This window comes from Cupriavidus necator, assembly GCF_016127575.1.
Lineage (GTDB): Bacteria > Pseudomonadota > Gammaproteobacteria > Burkholderiales > Burkholderiaceae > Cupriavidus > Cupriavidus necator_D.
The window spans coordinates 916,554-931,027 of the sequence record NZ_CP066018.1 but is presented as its reverse complement, the minus strand read 5'-3'; the positions used below and the strand labels follow the sequence as shown (position 1 = coordinate 931,027).

The following is a 14,474-nucleotide window of genomic DNA, read 5'->3' as shown; positions in this document are numbered from 1 at the left end:
GCGTTCAGCCAGCCGGCGGCGCCGGCTGGCGCACGAAGCCAAAGCGCCTGGGCACCTCGCTCTCGGCAACCGGCTCGATCGGGATGTCGCGGCCATCGTGGTGGAATACGCCCAGGTCAGTGCCGCAGGCTTCGCCATGCCAGGTGCTGGCGCCGCTGAACAGTTCCAGGTCGTGGTCGTGCAGCAGGGCGGCCTGCTGTGCCGGCGGGCTGCCTTGCGCCATGCCCTCGACCGTGCCGGCCAGCACCACGTTGCCGTGCTCGTCGGCGTAGCAGGCCTGCAGCGTGAAGGCCTGCTGCGTGGTCGTGCGCAGCGCGCCTTCATGCAGCCGCACCACCCACGGCGCATAGCCCAGCGAAACGAACACCCGCTGCGGGCCGTTCTGGAAGTACCAGGCGCCGCGCTCGTCGCACAGGTAGTTGCGTTCGATAAAGCCGATCAGCGCTTCATGGCGGATGGGGTCGCCCGACAGCCCGTGCTGCTGGGCGTACTCATTGCGCAGGCGCCACTGGCCGCGGCGGTCCAGTGCCAGCCAGCCGTAGGCGTTGGGCACGTTGGGCCAGCGTGCCATGGCTTGCCTGACGATCTCGTCCATGTCCGTCTCCTCGGCGGGCCGTGGGGGGACTGCGCCCGCCTCACATCATGCCGTCAAAAAATCTCAGGATCCGTGCCGGCAACCATTCGATGTCGCCGCTGAAGCGCCCGTCGGGCAGCAGGGGCAGGTGCCGGCGCCAGCCCTCGGGCGGGGTCATGAAGCCGACATGGCCGCCGTGCTCGGGCTGTTCCAGCCATACCTGGGGGCTGGCGTCGGCCGGGCCGGGCAGGTGCCGGGCCGGCAGGAAGGGATCGTTGCGCGCATTGAGCACCAGCGTGGGCACGGTGATGTCGCGCAGCACGGGTTTGCTGGCGGCGCGGCGCCAGTAGTCGTCGGTATCGACAAAGCCGTGCAGCGGCGCGGTGACGACGTTGTCGAAGGCGTACAGGTCGCGGCTGGCCAGCATCGTGTCGCGGTCGAACAGCCCCGGGAACTGCCCCAGCTTGGCCAGCGACTTGCGCTTGAGCGTCTGCAGGAACATGCGCGTATAGACCAGGTTGAAGCCGGCCGACAGCGCCGCGCCGCCGGCAGCCAGATCCAGCGGCGCGGAGATCGCCGCGGCCGCATGCACGTGGCCGGCGCTGGTGCCGTCCTCGCCCAGGAAGCGCAGCAATGCGTTGCCGCCCAGCGAGATCCCCACCACCAGCAGCTTGCGCCCGTTGGCGCAGTGGCGCTGGCGCATGCGTTCCAGCACCCAGCGGATCTCGGCCGAATCGCCCGAATGGTAGAAGCGCGGTGCCAGGTTGAGCTCGCCCGAGCAGCCGCGGAAATGCGGGACCACGCCCTGCCAGCCGCGCAGGGACAGCGCATGCATCAGCGCCTGCGCGTAGTGGCTGCCGGAATCGCCCTCCAGGCCGTGGAACATCACCACCAGCGGCGTGTCCGGGCGCACCGGGTGGGTGGTCCAGTCGAGGTCGATGAAGTCCTGGTCGGGGGTATCCCAGCGCTCGCGGCGGAAGCTCACGCGCGGCGGGCGGCGCGTGAAGCGCGCGGGGATGATGGTCTGGGCATGGCCGCCGCGCAGCCACCAGGGCATCGGCACGCCTTCGCCGTAGCCATGGCCGGGCGCCGTGGCGGGATCAGCCTGGGCGGCGTGGACGGCCTGGGGAAGGCGGTGGTGCGGAAGCTGCGTCATGCCGGCGTGGTGTTGCAGCAGGCCGCGGCGCGGCGGCCATGCGGGTTCAGTGCAGCGCCTGCCCCGGCGCGGCGGCCACGGCGGCAACCTGCACCGCGTTGGCCGGGCTGCAGTGGATATGCGCCAGGCGCCAGCCTTCGTGGTTCTGCATCAGTACATAGGTGGTGTGCACGTACAGGTCGGCCTCGACGCGGTCGCCGCCGAAGCGCAGCGCCTCGGTCACGTCGAAGATCGACACGGCCATCGACGCATGGCTGCTGGTCTCGATTGCATCGACCAGCACCGGCTGTTCTTCCAGCAGTTGCAGGAAGGCCTGGCGCAGCTGTTCGTGGCCGATCAGGCGCTGGCCGTCGGGCAGCACGCAGGTGATCGAGTCTTCGTCCAGCCACAGGCGCAGCGCGCCGTCTGCGTCGCGCAGCTTCAGCGCTTCGCGAAAGGCTTCGACGATGTCTTCGGCGGAATCGAACAGGCGGGCAAAGCGAGGCATGGTGGCAGTAGAAGTGGCGAGGGCAGTGAGGTCAGGGCCGGTGCAGCAGCTTGCGCAGCTCGACGAACACCATTTCAGGTTCGATCTCTTTCAGGCAGCGCAGGTGGCCCAGCGGGCACTCGCGCTTGAAGCAGGGACTGCACTCCAGTTGCAGCCACATGATACTCGCTGCCTGTGACAACGGCGGCGTGTGGCGCGGGTCGCTCGAGCCGAACACCGCCACCTGGGGCCGGTTCAGCGCCGCGGTGACGTGCATCAGGCCGGAGTCGTTGCAGACCGCGGCTTCGGAGAGCGCCAGCAGGTCCACGGCGTCATCCAGCGAGGTCTGGCCGCACAGGTTGCGCACGAACGGGGCCTCGCTGACGATCTCGGCGGCGATCTCGGCGTCCTTGGCCGAGCCCAGCGTGATCATCTGCGCATACGGGTAGGAACGCCGCAGCATCTGCGCGAGCCTGGCGAAATGCCCGGCCGGCCAGCGCTTGGCCGGGCCGAACTCGGCACCCGGGCAGAACGCGATCACGCGCGTGTGCGGGGCGATGCCAAAGCGCTCGGCGGTGGCCGCCATGCGCGTCGGGTCGACGCGCAGGCGCGGCTCGGGCAGGTCTTCGGGCAGGCGCGCGCCGGGCTTGAGCGCCAGGCGGGCGTAGTGCTCCACCATCGGCGGGCGCTTGTCGCGCGGCGGGTTGGCGTGGCGCACGTTGAGCAGGCCGAAGCGGGCTTCGCCGCGGTAGCCGATGCGCAGCGGGATGCCGGCCAGCCAGGGGACCAGTGCCGACTTGAGCGAGTTCGGCAGCACGTAGGCGAGGTCATAGCCTTCGTTCTTGAGCTGCTGCGCGAACATCAGCCGTGCCGACAGCTGCAGCTTGCCGTGCGCGAGGTCGGACGGGAACACGCGGCCGATCTCCGGCATGCGCGCGAGCACGGGCGCGACCCACTTGGGCGCGAGTGCGTCGATGACCAGGCGCGGATGGCGCGCCTTGAGCAGCGCAAAGAGCGGCTGCGCCATCAGGGCGTCGCCGATCCAGTTGGGGGCGATGACGAGGGCTTTCTTCATGGGCGGGGCGCTTGGAGCCGGCACGGGAGCGTCGGCGCGGACGCCGGCAATGCCGACGCTCCGGGGCGCCTGCAAGCGGCCCGGAGCGTCAGGATCGTGCGAATGCGGGCGGCTCGGGTCAGTGGTGGCCCTTCAGCACGGTGCCCGGCTTGAGCTTGTAGACGGTGCCGCAGTACGGGCACTTGGCTTCGCCGGTGTCTGCCACGTCGAGGAACACGCGCGGATGGTAGTTCCATGCCGGGGTGTTGGCGGTCGGGCAATGCAGCGGAATGTCTTCAGCGCCGATTTCGATGATGGTGGCGGTTTGCGTCATGGTGTTGCAGGGAGTGATGCTTATTGTTCGATGAAAACAGAGGGTGTGCCTCGCCCGGCAGTGCCGGGCGCGCGCAACAGGGGCTGGCAGCCGGTGCTCAGACCAGCGTCAGCCACTTCTTGTACTTTTCGTTGGTGCCGCCCACGGCGGCAAAGAACGCGTCCTGGATCTGCTTGGTCACCGGGCCGCGGCGGCCTTCGCCGATGACGCGGTCGTCCAGTTCGCGGATCGGCGTGACTTCGGCGGCGGTGCCGGTGAAGAAGGCTTCGTCGGCGCAGTACATCTCGTCGCGGGTGATGCGCTTTTCACGCACCTCGATGCCCAGGTCGCGCGCGATGGTCAGGGTGGCGTCGCGGGTGATGCCGTCCAGGCACGAGGCCAGGTCCGGGGTGTAGATCACGCCGTTGCGCACGATGAAGACGTTCTCGCCCGAGCCTTCGCTGACATAGCCCTCGGTGTCGAGCAGCAGCGCTTCGTCGTAGCCCAGGCCGGTGGCTTCCTGGTTGGCCAGGATCGAGTTGATGTAGTAGCCGCTCGCCTTGGCGCGCACCAGCGACACGTTGACGTGGTGGCGCGTGAACGACGAGGTCTTCACGCGGATGCCGCGCTCCATGCCTTCCTCGCCCAGGTAGGCGCCCCACGGCCAGGCCGCGATTGCCACGTGGATGGTGTTGCCCTTGGCCGAGACGCCCAGTTTCTCGTCGCCGACCCACACGATCGGGCGGATGTAGCAGGATTCCAGCTTGTTGGCGCGCACCACTTCTCGCTGCGCCGCTTCCAGCGTGGCCTCGTCGAAGGGCATGACCATCTGGAAGATCTTGGCCGAATTGAACAGGCGGCGGGTGTGCTCCTTCAGGCGGAAGATGGCTGTGCCTTCGGGGGTCTTGTAGGCGCGTACGCCCTCGAACACGCCCATGCCATAGTGCAGCGTATGCGTCAGCACGTGGATCTTGGCGTCGCGCCATTCGATCAGCTTGCCGTCCATCCAAATCTTGCCGTCGCGATCCGCCATCGACATGTCTGTTCTCCCTGCGCCGTGGAAATAGCAAAAACGATATTGTAAGCCCGGGGGGCATGGGTCACAACGCGGTGCGGGCGCCGCTGCGGTCTAGAATCCTCTTTTTCGGGCATTCTTGCCCTGTTCCGCGCACCGTGCCGCCGCGCTGGCGGCCTTGATTCCCACACTCGCCGTGCCTTTGACCCCACATCCCGGACCCGATGTCCCGCCTGACAGGGCTTCCGACCCCGGCGGCGCGTCCGCGCCGCAGGCCGGCTGGCAGCAGGCGCTGGAGGCGCTGCGCGCGCTCGCCGGCAGCGAGCCTGCCGCCGGGGGCGAAGGCGGCAGGCGCCTGCTGTGGGCGCTGACGCTGGATGCCGACGGCGCGCCCGGCACGATCGAGCCGCTCGAGCAGGTGCGCGGCGCGCGCGGCTGGGGCAAGCCCAGGCCGGTGCCGCTGGCGCGCGTGGCCGAGGACGACCGGCTGGCGCCGTGGGACGCCCGCGTGGCCCGCGCCATCCGCCGCGACCAGTCGCACAACCGGCGCTACGTGCTCGACCGCGCCGCCGCGGCGATGGCGCTGGTGGGGCACCCGGGCGTGGTGCTGGCGCATGCGCCGTCGCAGACGCTGGAGGTGGTGGAGGACGCGCCCGCGCTGGAAGCGGTGCGCAGCGCCGGCCGCTACGTGCTGCGCATGTTCCCGCCGGTGCGCGAGGCGCCGGCGATGGAAGCCTTGCTGCCGGCCGCCGCGCGCCAGGAGGCCGAGGCCCTGCGCCAGCTCACGGTGGTGCGCGACGGCCCGCACCGGCTGCGGCTGATCCGCTTTACGCCGGCGCAGTTCGAGGCTGCCCGGCTGATCGGCGATGGCCTGGCGATCCCGGAGGACGGCCACGCCCAGCTCGACCAGACCTTGCGCGCGCTGGCCGGCCAGTTCCAGGTCCAGGCCGACCAGACGGGCGGATCGCGCGCGGTGGAGGCTGACGCGCGCCTGCGCGCCGAGGTGGCACCGTTGGGCGGGCTGGCGGGGCGCGGCATTTCGCTGCGGCTGGTGGTGACGCCGCTGGGGCCGCTCGGGCCGCGGCTCGCGCCCGGCGCCGGACGCGAGCGCCTGATGGCGGCGGTGCGCGGCGAGACCCTGGCCACGCAACGCGACCTGGATGCCGAGCTGGCCAGCGTGGCCGAGGTCTTCGCGGCATTGCCGCAGCTGGTGGCGCTGGCGCCGCCGGGCGGCGAATACACCTGGATGCTGGACGATCCGGAGGACGCGCTCGCCGTGGTCGAGGCGCTGCCCGGACTGCCCGCCGTGCAGGCCGTGGAATGGCCGCGCGGCAAGGAGATTCGCGTGCTGCCGGCCGACCTGCGGCAGCTGGGCGTGCAGATCGAGAGCCGCGGCGCGTGGTACCGGCTGGCCGGCGAGCTGCGCGTGGCCGAGGGGCTGGTGCTGGAACTGGGCAAGCTGATCGACTGGACCGGCAGCCACGCCGGGCGCTTCGTGCCGATGGGGCAGGGCGTCTACGTGGCGCTGACGCGCACGCTGCGCGGCCGGCTGCGCGACCTCGCCGGCGTCGGTGAGCATGTGCCCGACGGTATTCGCGTCCCGCAGATGGCCACGCCGTGGCTGGATGACGTGCTGGCCGGCGCCGGCGTCGATCCCGATGCGCATTTCCGCCAGCGCATCGCCCGGCTGCGCGCCGCGCGCGAGGCTGACATCGCGCTGCCTGCCACGCTGGCGGCTGAGCTGCGGCCCTACCAGGAGGCTGGCTACCGCTGGGCCATGACGCTGGCGGCCTCGGGCCTGGGCGCCTGCCTGGCCGACGACATGGGCCTGGGCAAGACCCTGCAGGCGCTGGCGGTGCTGGTGGCGCGCGCCGGCGGCGGCGCCGCGCTGGTGATCGCGCCGACTTCGGTGTGCGGCAACTGGGCGGCCGAGGCGCGGCGCTTTGCGCCCACGCTCAACGTCCATGTTTATGCCGAGGGCGATCGTGAGACTCTGCTGGCGCAGGCCGGGCCGCATGACCTGGTGATCATCTCGTACACGCTGCTGCAGCAGGCCAGCAAGGCGTTCTGCGCGCGCGAATGGCATACCGTGGTCGCGGACGAGGCGCAGGCCTTCAAGAACGCGGTCACGCGGCGGGCGCAGGCCATGTTCGCGCTGCCGTCGGGCTTCCGCATGGCGCTGACCGGCACGCCCGTGGAGAACCGGCTGGCCGAGCTGTGGTCGGTGATGCGGTTCTGCAATCCGGGCTTGCTGGGCTCGCTGGCCCGCTTCAACGAACACTTTGCCAACCCGATCGAGCGCGGCGGCATGCGCGAGGCGCGCCAGCGGCTGCGCCGCATGATCGCGCCGTTCGTGCTGCGCCGGACCAAGACGCAGGTGCTGGACGAACTGCCGCCGCGCACGGAGCTGGTGATCCGGGTCGAGCCCGAGCCGGTCGAAGCCGCGCACTACGAGGCCCTGCGCCGCCAGGCCCAGACCGAGGCCGAGGCCGCGCTGGCGCGCGTGGAAGCGGCACGCAAGGCCACCAAAGGCGCGCCTGCCGGGGCCCGTGCGCGCGCCCTGGCGCAGGCCCAGCACCAGGCCCAGGCGCGCATCCACGTGCTGGCGCAGCTGATGCGGCTGCGGCGCGCCGCGTGCGACCCGCGCCTGGTCACGCCGGAACTCAGCGGCCAGCTGTCCGAAGGCGCCAAGGTGCGCGCCTTTGTCGAGCTGGCCAGCGAGCTTGCCGCGAGCGGCCACAAGACCCTGGTGTTCAGCCAGTTTGTCGACTTCCTGCAGCTGCTGCGCCAGGGGCTGGAGCGCGCCGGGCTGGCGCTGCAGTACCTGGACGGCGCCACCCCCGCGGCCGAGCGCACCCGCCGCGTGGCCGCCTTCCAGGCGGGCGAGGGCGATGTCTTCCTGATCAGCCTGAAGGCCGGCGGCTTCGGCCTGAACCTGACCGCGGCCGACTACGTGATCATTGCCGACCCCTGGTGGAATCCCGCCGCCGAAGACCAGGCCATGGGCCGCGCGCACCGCATCGGCCAGCAGCGCCCGGTGACGGTGTACCGGCTGATCAATGCCGGCACCATCGAAGAGCGCATCGTCGACCTGCACCGCGACAAGCGCGCGCTGGCCGACGGGCTGCTGGAGGCCGACGACGACAGCGCCGCGGGAACCGGCGCGCCGCTGCCGGACGTGGACGAGCTGGTGGGGTTGCTGCGGCGCTGAGGCGATGCCGAGGAGGGGTACATATGCCCCGATCGAATACCCTCAAGCGAACACGGTCGTTTGGTTTTGGCAGGAACCTTGCTATCGTGTGGCGCTGGCCCGGGGCTCAGATCCCGGTCATCATTGTGCCGACCCGCCGCGCCGGGTCTTATCTTGCTGATACTTACCGACGGTGCCCCCCATGCCTACTTCGTCCCGCCTGCTTCCGCGCTTGTCCTTCCGTTCCGCTACCGGCCTGGCCGCGCTGTGCGCCGCCGCTGCCATCAGCACGGTCAGCTCGCCCGCCCGCGCGCAAGGGGAGTGGCCGACGCAGCCGGTGACGATCCTGATGGGCTTTACTGCCGGCTCCGGCGTCGACATCGTCGGCCGCACGCTGCAGGAATCGCTGCAGAAGTCGCTGAAGGCCACCATCATCTACGACTACCGGCCGGGCGCCGGCGGCAACGTCGCCTCCGAGGTGGTGGCGCATGCCAGGCCGGATGGCTACACGCTGCTGCTGGGCACCGCCGCCACGCACGGCATCAACCCGGCGCTGTACAAGAACCTGCCGTTCGACGCCGAGGCCGATTTCACCCCGATCGCGCCGCTGGTCGAGGTCTCCAACGTGCTGACCGTCAACCCGGCGGTGCTGGACGTGAAGTCGGTCAAGGAGTTTATCGAGAAGGTCAAGGCCAACCCGGGCAAGTACAACTTTGCCTCCACCGGCAACGGCACCGGCACGCACCTGGCCTTTGCCGAGTTCAATGCGCGCGCCGGCCTGGACATGGTCCACGTGCCCTACAAGGGCGGCCCCGACGCGCTGCAGGCGGTGGTGAAGGGCGAGGTCTGCTGCATCTTCAACCAGGTGCAGAGCGTGCTGCCGCAGTACCGCGCCGGCAAGGTGCGCCTGCTGGGCGTGACCACCAAGCAGCGCGTGCAAGTGATTCCCGACGTGCCGACCATTGCCGAGAGCGGCCTGCCCGGCTTCAACAGCACCATCTGGTTCGGCTTCTTCGGGCCCAAGGGGCTGGATCCGAAGATCGCGCGCAAGGTCAACGATGCGGTGAAGGTGGCGCTGGAAACGCCGGCGATCCGCCAGAAGCTGATCGATGCCGGCAACACGCCGCGGGTCGAGACCGTGGATCAGTTCAAGGCTACGGTGAAGGGGGATCGGCAGAAGTGGGCGGGGGTGGTCAAGACCGTGGGCGCGTCGATCGACTGACGCGCGCCGGCCTCGGTCAGGTCCGTACCCCCAGCCGCGTGAGCAGGTGCGCCAGTTGCGCCTGCGTGCCCGTCCCGGTCTTGGTGAAGATCGCCTTGAGTTGCGTGCGCCCGGTCTCGCGCCGGATGCCGATCAGCTCGCACGCCTCGGGCAGGCCGATGCCCGATGACAGCTGCAGTGCCAGCCGGGTCTCGGCCGGAGTGAGGCCGTAGAGGTCGCGCAAAACGGCTGGCAGCGTCATCGGCGCGGTGCCGGGCTCGTGGATCGCCACCAGCACGCTGGGGCGCTGCCAGTCCATCGCCAGATGGTGTGCCGGCGGCAGCGGCAGCAGCACGACCTGGGCCTGGCGGCCGGCGCTGTCGACCGCACGCAGCGCCTGCGCCGGCTGCGGGTTGGCGGGGTTGCATGCCGCCCGCAGCGCCTCGGCAAACGGGCGCGACAGCTGCCAGTCGGCTTCCTCGCGCACGGCTATGGCGGGCGGCGCCACGGCGCGGGTTTCGACCGACACCGCCGGCAGCAGCCGGCGCACCCAGGTCTCGCCAATGCTGTTGGCCAGCAGCGGCTTGCCGTCGTCGCGGAACACGATCACGCCGAACGGCAGCCGCTCCATCAGTTGCGCCGACGCATGCGCCAGTGTCGACACCTGGTGGGTGCGGTCGCGCAGCGCCATCGCATGGCGCATGTGCGGGATGGCCCAGTCGAGCGCGCGCGCGTCTTCGGGCGAATAGTGGTCGTGGCCCTGCGGGCGCTGCAGCGACAGGAACACGTCGTAGTGCGGCTGGCGCTCGATCAGGCAGGCCATCACCGACGACTGTTCGAATTGCCGCAGGAACTCGCCGTAGAAGGGCGACTTGCGCATCGCCTGCGCGCCCAGCTCGCGTGAATCGATATACCAGTTGCCCACCGACATGCGCCTGGCGAACGGCAGGGCCGGGTCGATGGCTACGTAGTGTTCGCTGTAGGCGGCCACCGCCTCCGGCATGGGGTTGACCTCCTGGTTCACCAGCACGCGCTCGTTGACGGTGTCGAGCACCAGCAGATGGGCATGCGTGCTGCCGCTCGCCTGGCACAGCGCGCCCAGGCTGCGCTGCCAGGCATCGGCATCGAAGATCCCCTCGTACAGCGCGCGAATGGTGTCGTGCATCTGTGTGTCGCTCATGGCTTCCCTTCTTTTTACTTCTTTTATTTTTAGCACTTTCTTCGCGGGGCAACGGGCGGGCCGCGGGCGCGGCGCCGGCCCGCTGCCGGGCGCGTGGTGTTCAGGCCTCGTCCAGCGCCGCGCCCAGGCGCGAGAGCAGATGCGTCAGCTGGGCCTGGCTGTTGCAGCCGGTCTTGTGGAATATGGCCTTGAGCTGGGTGCGCGCGGTTTCGTGGCGGATATTCAGCTGCTGGCTGGCTTCGGGCAGGCCCTGGCCGGTGGCCAGCTGGGTGGTCAGCCGGGTCTCCGCCGGGGTCAGCCCGTACAGGTCGCGCAGCACCGGCGCCAGCAACAGCGGCGCGCTGTCCTGCTCATGCACGATCACCAGTGCCGCCGGTTCCTGCCATTGCGCGGCAAACGCGTGCGAGGGCGGCAGCGGCAGCACGATCACCTGCGCGCAGGCACCGTTGCCGTCGGTGGCGCGGGCGGCCTGCGCGGCGACCGCGCGCTGCGGGTCGCAGGCGGCCTGCACCATGTCGGCGAACGGGCGCGACAGGTTCCAGTCCGACACCTTGCCGGCCGGGTCCAGGCGCCGCGCCCAGCGCTCGCCGGCGCGGTTGCTCAGCAGCACCTGGCGCTGCGGCGAGAACACCAGCAGGGCAAAATTGAGCCGCTCCACCAGCTGCGTCGACAGCCGCGCCAGCACCGTCAGCCCCAGCGTGCGGTCGCGCATGGCCATGGCGCTGCGCATATGCGGGATGATCCAGTCCATGCCGCGGGTGTCGTCGGGCGAGAACAGCGGCTGCGTGCGCGCGCGCTGCATCGAGAAATAGACTTCGTAGTGGGGCTGGCGCTCGACCAGGCAGGCCACGTAGGAGCGCAGGTCGTAGCGGTGGAAGAAGTCGCGGTAGAACGGATGGCGGGCCATGGTGCCTTCGCCCAGTTCGCGCGCGTCGATATACCAGTCGCCCGGCCGAAGGCGCGGCGCGTACTGCTTGGCCGGATCGATGGCCTGGTAGTCCGATTCGTACTCGGAAAACAGTTCCACCACCGGATTGACGATCTCATTGACGGTGACCTGGTCGCGGACGGTGTCCCAGACCATCATCGAGGCATGTGCCGTGTCCGCCAGTTCCGTCAGGGTGTGCAGGCTCTGCTGCCAGGCACCGGGATCGAGAATGCCCTCGTACAAGCCACGGATCGCTCCGTGCATGTCGGCTTCTTTCATCTGACTCACCCCCTGCATTCGCGACAAGGAAATGCGCGGCGCCGGCGCTGCGTCTGATCGCACACCGGCTGCATTCTTTTTGGCTGCTTGTTATTTTGGCCGCCTGTTGTCATGGCCGTTTCAAGACCGGCTCTGGCGCTTTTTGCGTGTCTGTTATAGCAGACGTTGCATACATTACCGCACTCGGGGGTCAAGAGGGGCATGGAGCTGACCCTTCTTTCGTGGGGAGGTATGTCACTAGCACCCTGTGGGGTTGTCCTGAATGTGCTGCAAGGGCCGCATGCTAAGTGCGTAACGGTCCGGAATCGGCAAAGCGTTGACCACGATCAGGTAAAATGCCCGTTTCCCCGAATTCCAGCGAAATCTCGCGCCATCCATCGCCATGACCTCTGTCCTGCGTCTTTCCGACCTGATTTCCCAAGGCAAAATCTCCGGCAAGCGGGTGTTTATCCGCGCCGACCTGAACGTGCCGCAGGATGACGCCGGCAACATCACCGAGGACACCCGCATCCGCGCCTCGGTGCCGGCCATCGAGGCATGCCTGGCTGGCGGCGCCGCGGTGATGGTCACCTCCCACCTGGGCCGCCCGACCGAGGGCGAGTTCAAGCCCGAGGACTCGCTGGCGCCGATCGCCACGCGCCTGTCCGAGCTGCTGGGCAAGCCGGTCAAGCTGGTGCAGAACTGGGTCGACGGCGTCGAGGTGGCGCCGGGCCAGGTGGTGCTGCTGGAAAACTGCCGCGTGAACAAGGGCGAAAAGAAGAACAGCGACGAACTGGCCCGGAAGATGGCCAAGCTGTGTGACGTCTACGTGAACGATGCCTTCGGCACCGCCCACCGTGCCGAAGCCACCACGCATGGCATCGCCAAGTACGCCCCGATCGCCTGCGCCGGCCCGCTGCTGGCCGCCGAGATCGACGCGCTGGGCAAGGCGCTGGGCCAGCCGGCGCGCCCGCTGGTGGCGATCGTGGCCGGGTCCAAGGTCTCGACCAAGCTGACCATCCTGAAGTCGCTGGCCGACAAGGTCGACAACCTGATCGTCGGCGGCGGCATCGCCAATACCTTCATGCTGGCCGCCGGCCTGAAGATCGGCAAGTCACTGGCCGAAGCCGACCTGGTCGGCGACGCCAAAACCATCATCGACATCATGGCCAGGCGGGGCGCCTCGGTGCCGATCCCGGTCGACGTGGTGTGCGCCAAGGAATTCAGCGCCACTGCCGCGGCCACCGTCAAGGACGTCAAGGACGTGGCCGACGACGACATGATCCTGGACATCGGCCCCAGGACCGCCGCGATGCTGGCCGAGCAGCTCAAGGCCGCCGGCACCATCGTCTGGAACGGCCCGGTGGGCGTGTTCGAATTCGACCAGTTCGGCAACGGCACCAAGGTGCTGGCCCAGGCCATCGCTGAATCGAAGGCGTTCTCGATCGCCGGCGGCGGCGACACGCTGGCCGCGATCGCCAAGTACGGCATTGCCGACCGCGTGGGCTATATCTCCACCGGCGGCGGCGCGTTCCTGGAATTCCTGGAAGGCAAGAAGCTGCCCGCATTCGAAGTGCTGGAGCAGCGCGCCGCAGGCTGACGCATCCGCCGGGCCCGGCGGTATTGCCGGGGCCCTGAACCAGGAATTCCGCGCATGACTCGTTCCACCAAGATCGTCGCCACCATCGGCCCCGCCTCCAGCTCGCTGGAAATCCTGACCCGCATGATCGCGGCGGGGGTCGACGTGGTGCGGCTGAATTTTTCGCACGGCACCGCCCAGGACCATCTCGACCGCGCCCGCCTGGTGCGCGAAGCCGCGCAGGCATGCGGGCGCGAGGTCGCCATCATGGCCGACCTGCAGGGCCCCAAGATCCGCGTCGGCAAGTTCGAGCACGGCAAGATCACGCTCAAGGTGGGCGATCCGTTCATCCTGGATTCGAGCTGCCAGCTCGGCAACGAGCAGCGCGCCGGCCTGGACTACCAGGACCTGCCGCGCGACGTCGGCCCGGGCGACCTGCTGCTGCTCAACGACGGCCTGATCGTGCTGGTGGTGGACCGTGTGTTCGGCAGCGAGATCTTCACCACCGTGCGCGTGGGCGGCGAGCTGTCCAACAACAAGGGCATCAACCGCCAGGGCGGCGGGCTGTCGGCGCCGGCGCTGACCGCCAAGGACATGGACGACATCAAGACCGCCATGGCCCTGGGCGCGGACTACGTCGCCGTCAGCTTCCCCAAGAATGCCACCGACATGGAAATGGCGCGCCAGCTGACCGCCGTGGCCGGCCAGCCGCACGGCCACAAGGCCCGCATGATCGCCAAGATCGAACGTGCCGAGGCGATCCGCCCGGGCGTGCTGGAAGAGATCCTGCAGGCGTCCGACGGCATCATGGTGGCGCGCGGCGACCTGGCCGTGGAAGTCGGCAATGCCGCCGTGCCGGCGCTGCAGAAGCGCATGATCAAGCTGGCGCGCGAGGCCAACAAGCTGACCATCACCGCCACCCAGATGATGGAGAGCATGATCGTCAACCCGGTGCCCACGCGCGCCGAGGTCTCGGACGTGGCCAACGCCGTGCTGGACGGCACCGACGCGGTGATGCTGTCGGCTGAAACCGCCGCCGGCCGCTACCCCGTGGAGACGGTCGAGGCCATGGCCGCGGTCTGCATCGAAGCCGAGAAGTCCGAGGTGGTGCAGCTCGACACCGATTTCCTGAACCAGACCTTCTCGCGCATCGACCAGTCGGTGGCGATGGGTGCGCTGTTCACGGCCTATCATTTGCAGGTGAAGGCGATTGCCGCGCTGACCGATTCCGGCGCCACCGCATTGTGGATGAGCCGTCACCGAATCCATGTGCCGATCTATGCGATGACGCCCAACCTGGCCTCGCAGCGCAAGATGCAGCTGTACCGCAACGTGGTGCCGCTGCCGCTGCAGTCCAGCGCCGACCGCGACACCGCGCTCGAGCAGGCCGAAGAGCTGCTGCTGGCGCAGGGCGTGGTGCAGCGTGGCGATTTCATCGTGCTGACCATCGGCGAACCGATGGGGCAGCCGGGCGGTACCAACACCCTGAAGATTGTCAGGGTGGGGTATTGAGCGCCGACAGAAAAATACAGAGACACCCAATTTTTATTTAGGAGTTAG

Annotated in this window: 12 protein-coding genes; 4 read left to right on the top strand and 8 right to left on the bottom strand. The window is 69.1% G+C overall.

All coding sequences use genetic code 11. From position 1 onward, the window contains the following. Positions 1-4 precede the first annotated feature (4 nt). The 6 genes from I6H87_RS04255 to I6H87_RS04230 all read right to left on the bottom strand — a co-directional run bounded on the left by I6H87_RS04255 (position 5) and on the right by I6H87_RS04230 (position 4,602). Positions 5-595 carry a DUF2946 family protein gene (locus I6H87_RS04255; RefSeq protein WP_010812209.1) on the bottom strand — a complete coding sequence of 197 codons (591 nt, stop codon included), beginning with the start codon at positions 593-595 and terminating at the stop codon, positions 5-7. Positions 596-635: 40 nt separating this feature from the next. Beyond that, positions 636-1,730 carry a YheT family hydrolase gene (locus I6H87_RS04250; protein WP_011614576.1) on the bottom strand — a complete coding sequence of 365 codons (1,095 nt, stop codon included), beginning with the start codon at positions 1,728-1,730 and terminating at the stop codon, positions 636-638. Between the two features lie 46 nt (positions 1,731-1,776). Continuing rightward, positions 1,777-2,217, bottom strand: coding sequence for a YybH family protein (locus I6H87_RS04245; RefSeq protein ID WP_010812207.1), 441 nt, complete (start codon positions 2,215-2,217; stop codon positions 1,777-1,779). Positions 2,218-2,248: 31 nt separating this feature from the next. Then, positions 2,249-3,271, bottom strand: a complete 1,023-nt coding sequence (waaF, locus tag I6H87_RS04240; RefSeq protein WP_010812206.1) for a lipopolysaccharide heptosyltransferase II — start codon at positions 3,269-3,271, stop codon at positions 2,249-2,251. Positions 3,272-3,389: 118 nt separating this feature from the next. Then, positions 3,390-3,584, bottom strand: coding sequence for a zinc-finger domain-containing protein (locus tag I6H87_RS04235; RefSeq protein WP_010812205.1), 195 nt, complete (start codon positions 3,582-3,584; stop codon positions 3,390-3,392). A 97-nt stretch (positions 3,585-3,681) separates the two neighbouring features. Continuing rightward, positions 3,682-4,602, bottom strand: a complete 921-nt coding sequence (locus I6H87_RS04230; RefSeq protein WP_010812204.1) for a branched-chain amino acid transaminase — start codon at positions 4,600-4,602, stop codon at positions 3,682-3,684. A gap of 172 nt (positions 4,603-4,774) precedes the next feature. Here I6H87_RS04230 and I6H87_RS04225 point away from each other — a divergent pair, with 172 nt between their 5' ends. Then, the gene (locus I6H87_RS04225; protein WP_041687152.1) at positions 4,775-7,789 is read left to right on the top strand and encodes a DEAD/DEAH box helicase; all 3,015 of its coding nucleotides are present in this window, start codon (positions 4,775-4,777) and stop codon (positions 7,787-7,789) included. A gap of 181 nt (positions 7,790-7,970) precedes the next feature. Next, complete coding sequence (locus I6H87_RS04220; RefSeq protein WP_011614578.1) at positions 7,971-8,990, top strand: Bug family tripartite tricarboxylate transporter substrate binding protein; 1,020 nt, start codon at positions 7,971-7,973, stop codon at positions 8,988-8,990. Between the two features lie 16 nt (positions 8,991-9,006). Here the strand turns inward: I6H87_RS04220 and I6H87_RS04215 are convergent, their stop codons facing one another. Both I6H87_RS04215 and I6H87_RS04210 read right to left on the bottom strand, forming a co-directional pair. Then, entirely contained in the window at positions 9,007-10,149 is a 1,143-nt protein-coding gene (locus tag I6H87_RS04215) for a helix-turn-helix transcriptional regulator (protein ID WP_011614579.1), read from the bottom strand. Between the two features lie 100 nt (positions 10,150-10,249). Beyond that, complete coding sequence (locus I6H87_RS04210) at positions 10,250-11,356, bottom strand: helix-turn-helix transcriptional regulator (protein ID WP_011614580.1); 1,107 nt, start codon at positions 11,354-11,356, stop codon at positions 10,250-10,252. A 382-nt stretch (positions 11,357-11,738) separates the two neighbouring features. On the opposite strand from I6H87_RS04210, the gene I6H87_RS04205 reads away from it, so the two are divergent. Together I6H87_RS04205 and pyk are read left to right on the top strand one after the other, a co-directional pair. Next, a complete protein-coding gene (locus I6H87_RS04205; RefSeq protein ID WP_011614581.1) occupies positions 11,739-12,935 on the top strand; it encodes a phosphoglycerate kinase in 1,197 nt (398 codons plus the stop codon). A 54-nt stretch (positions 12,936-12,989) separates the two neighbouring features. Beyond that, a complete protein-coding gene (pyk, locus tag I6H87_RS04200; RefSeq protein ID WP_010812198.1) occupies positions 12,990-14,426 on the top strand; it encodes a pyruvate kinase in 1,437 nt (478 codons plus the stop codon). Positions 14,427-14,474: the final 48 nt, after the last annotated feature.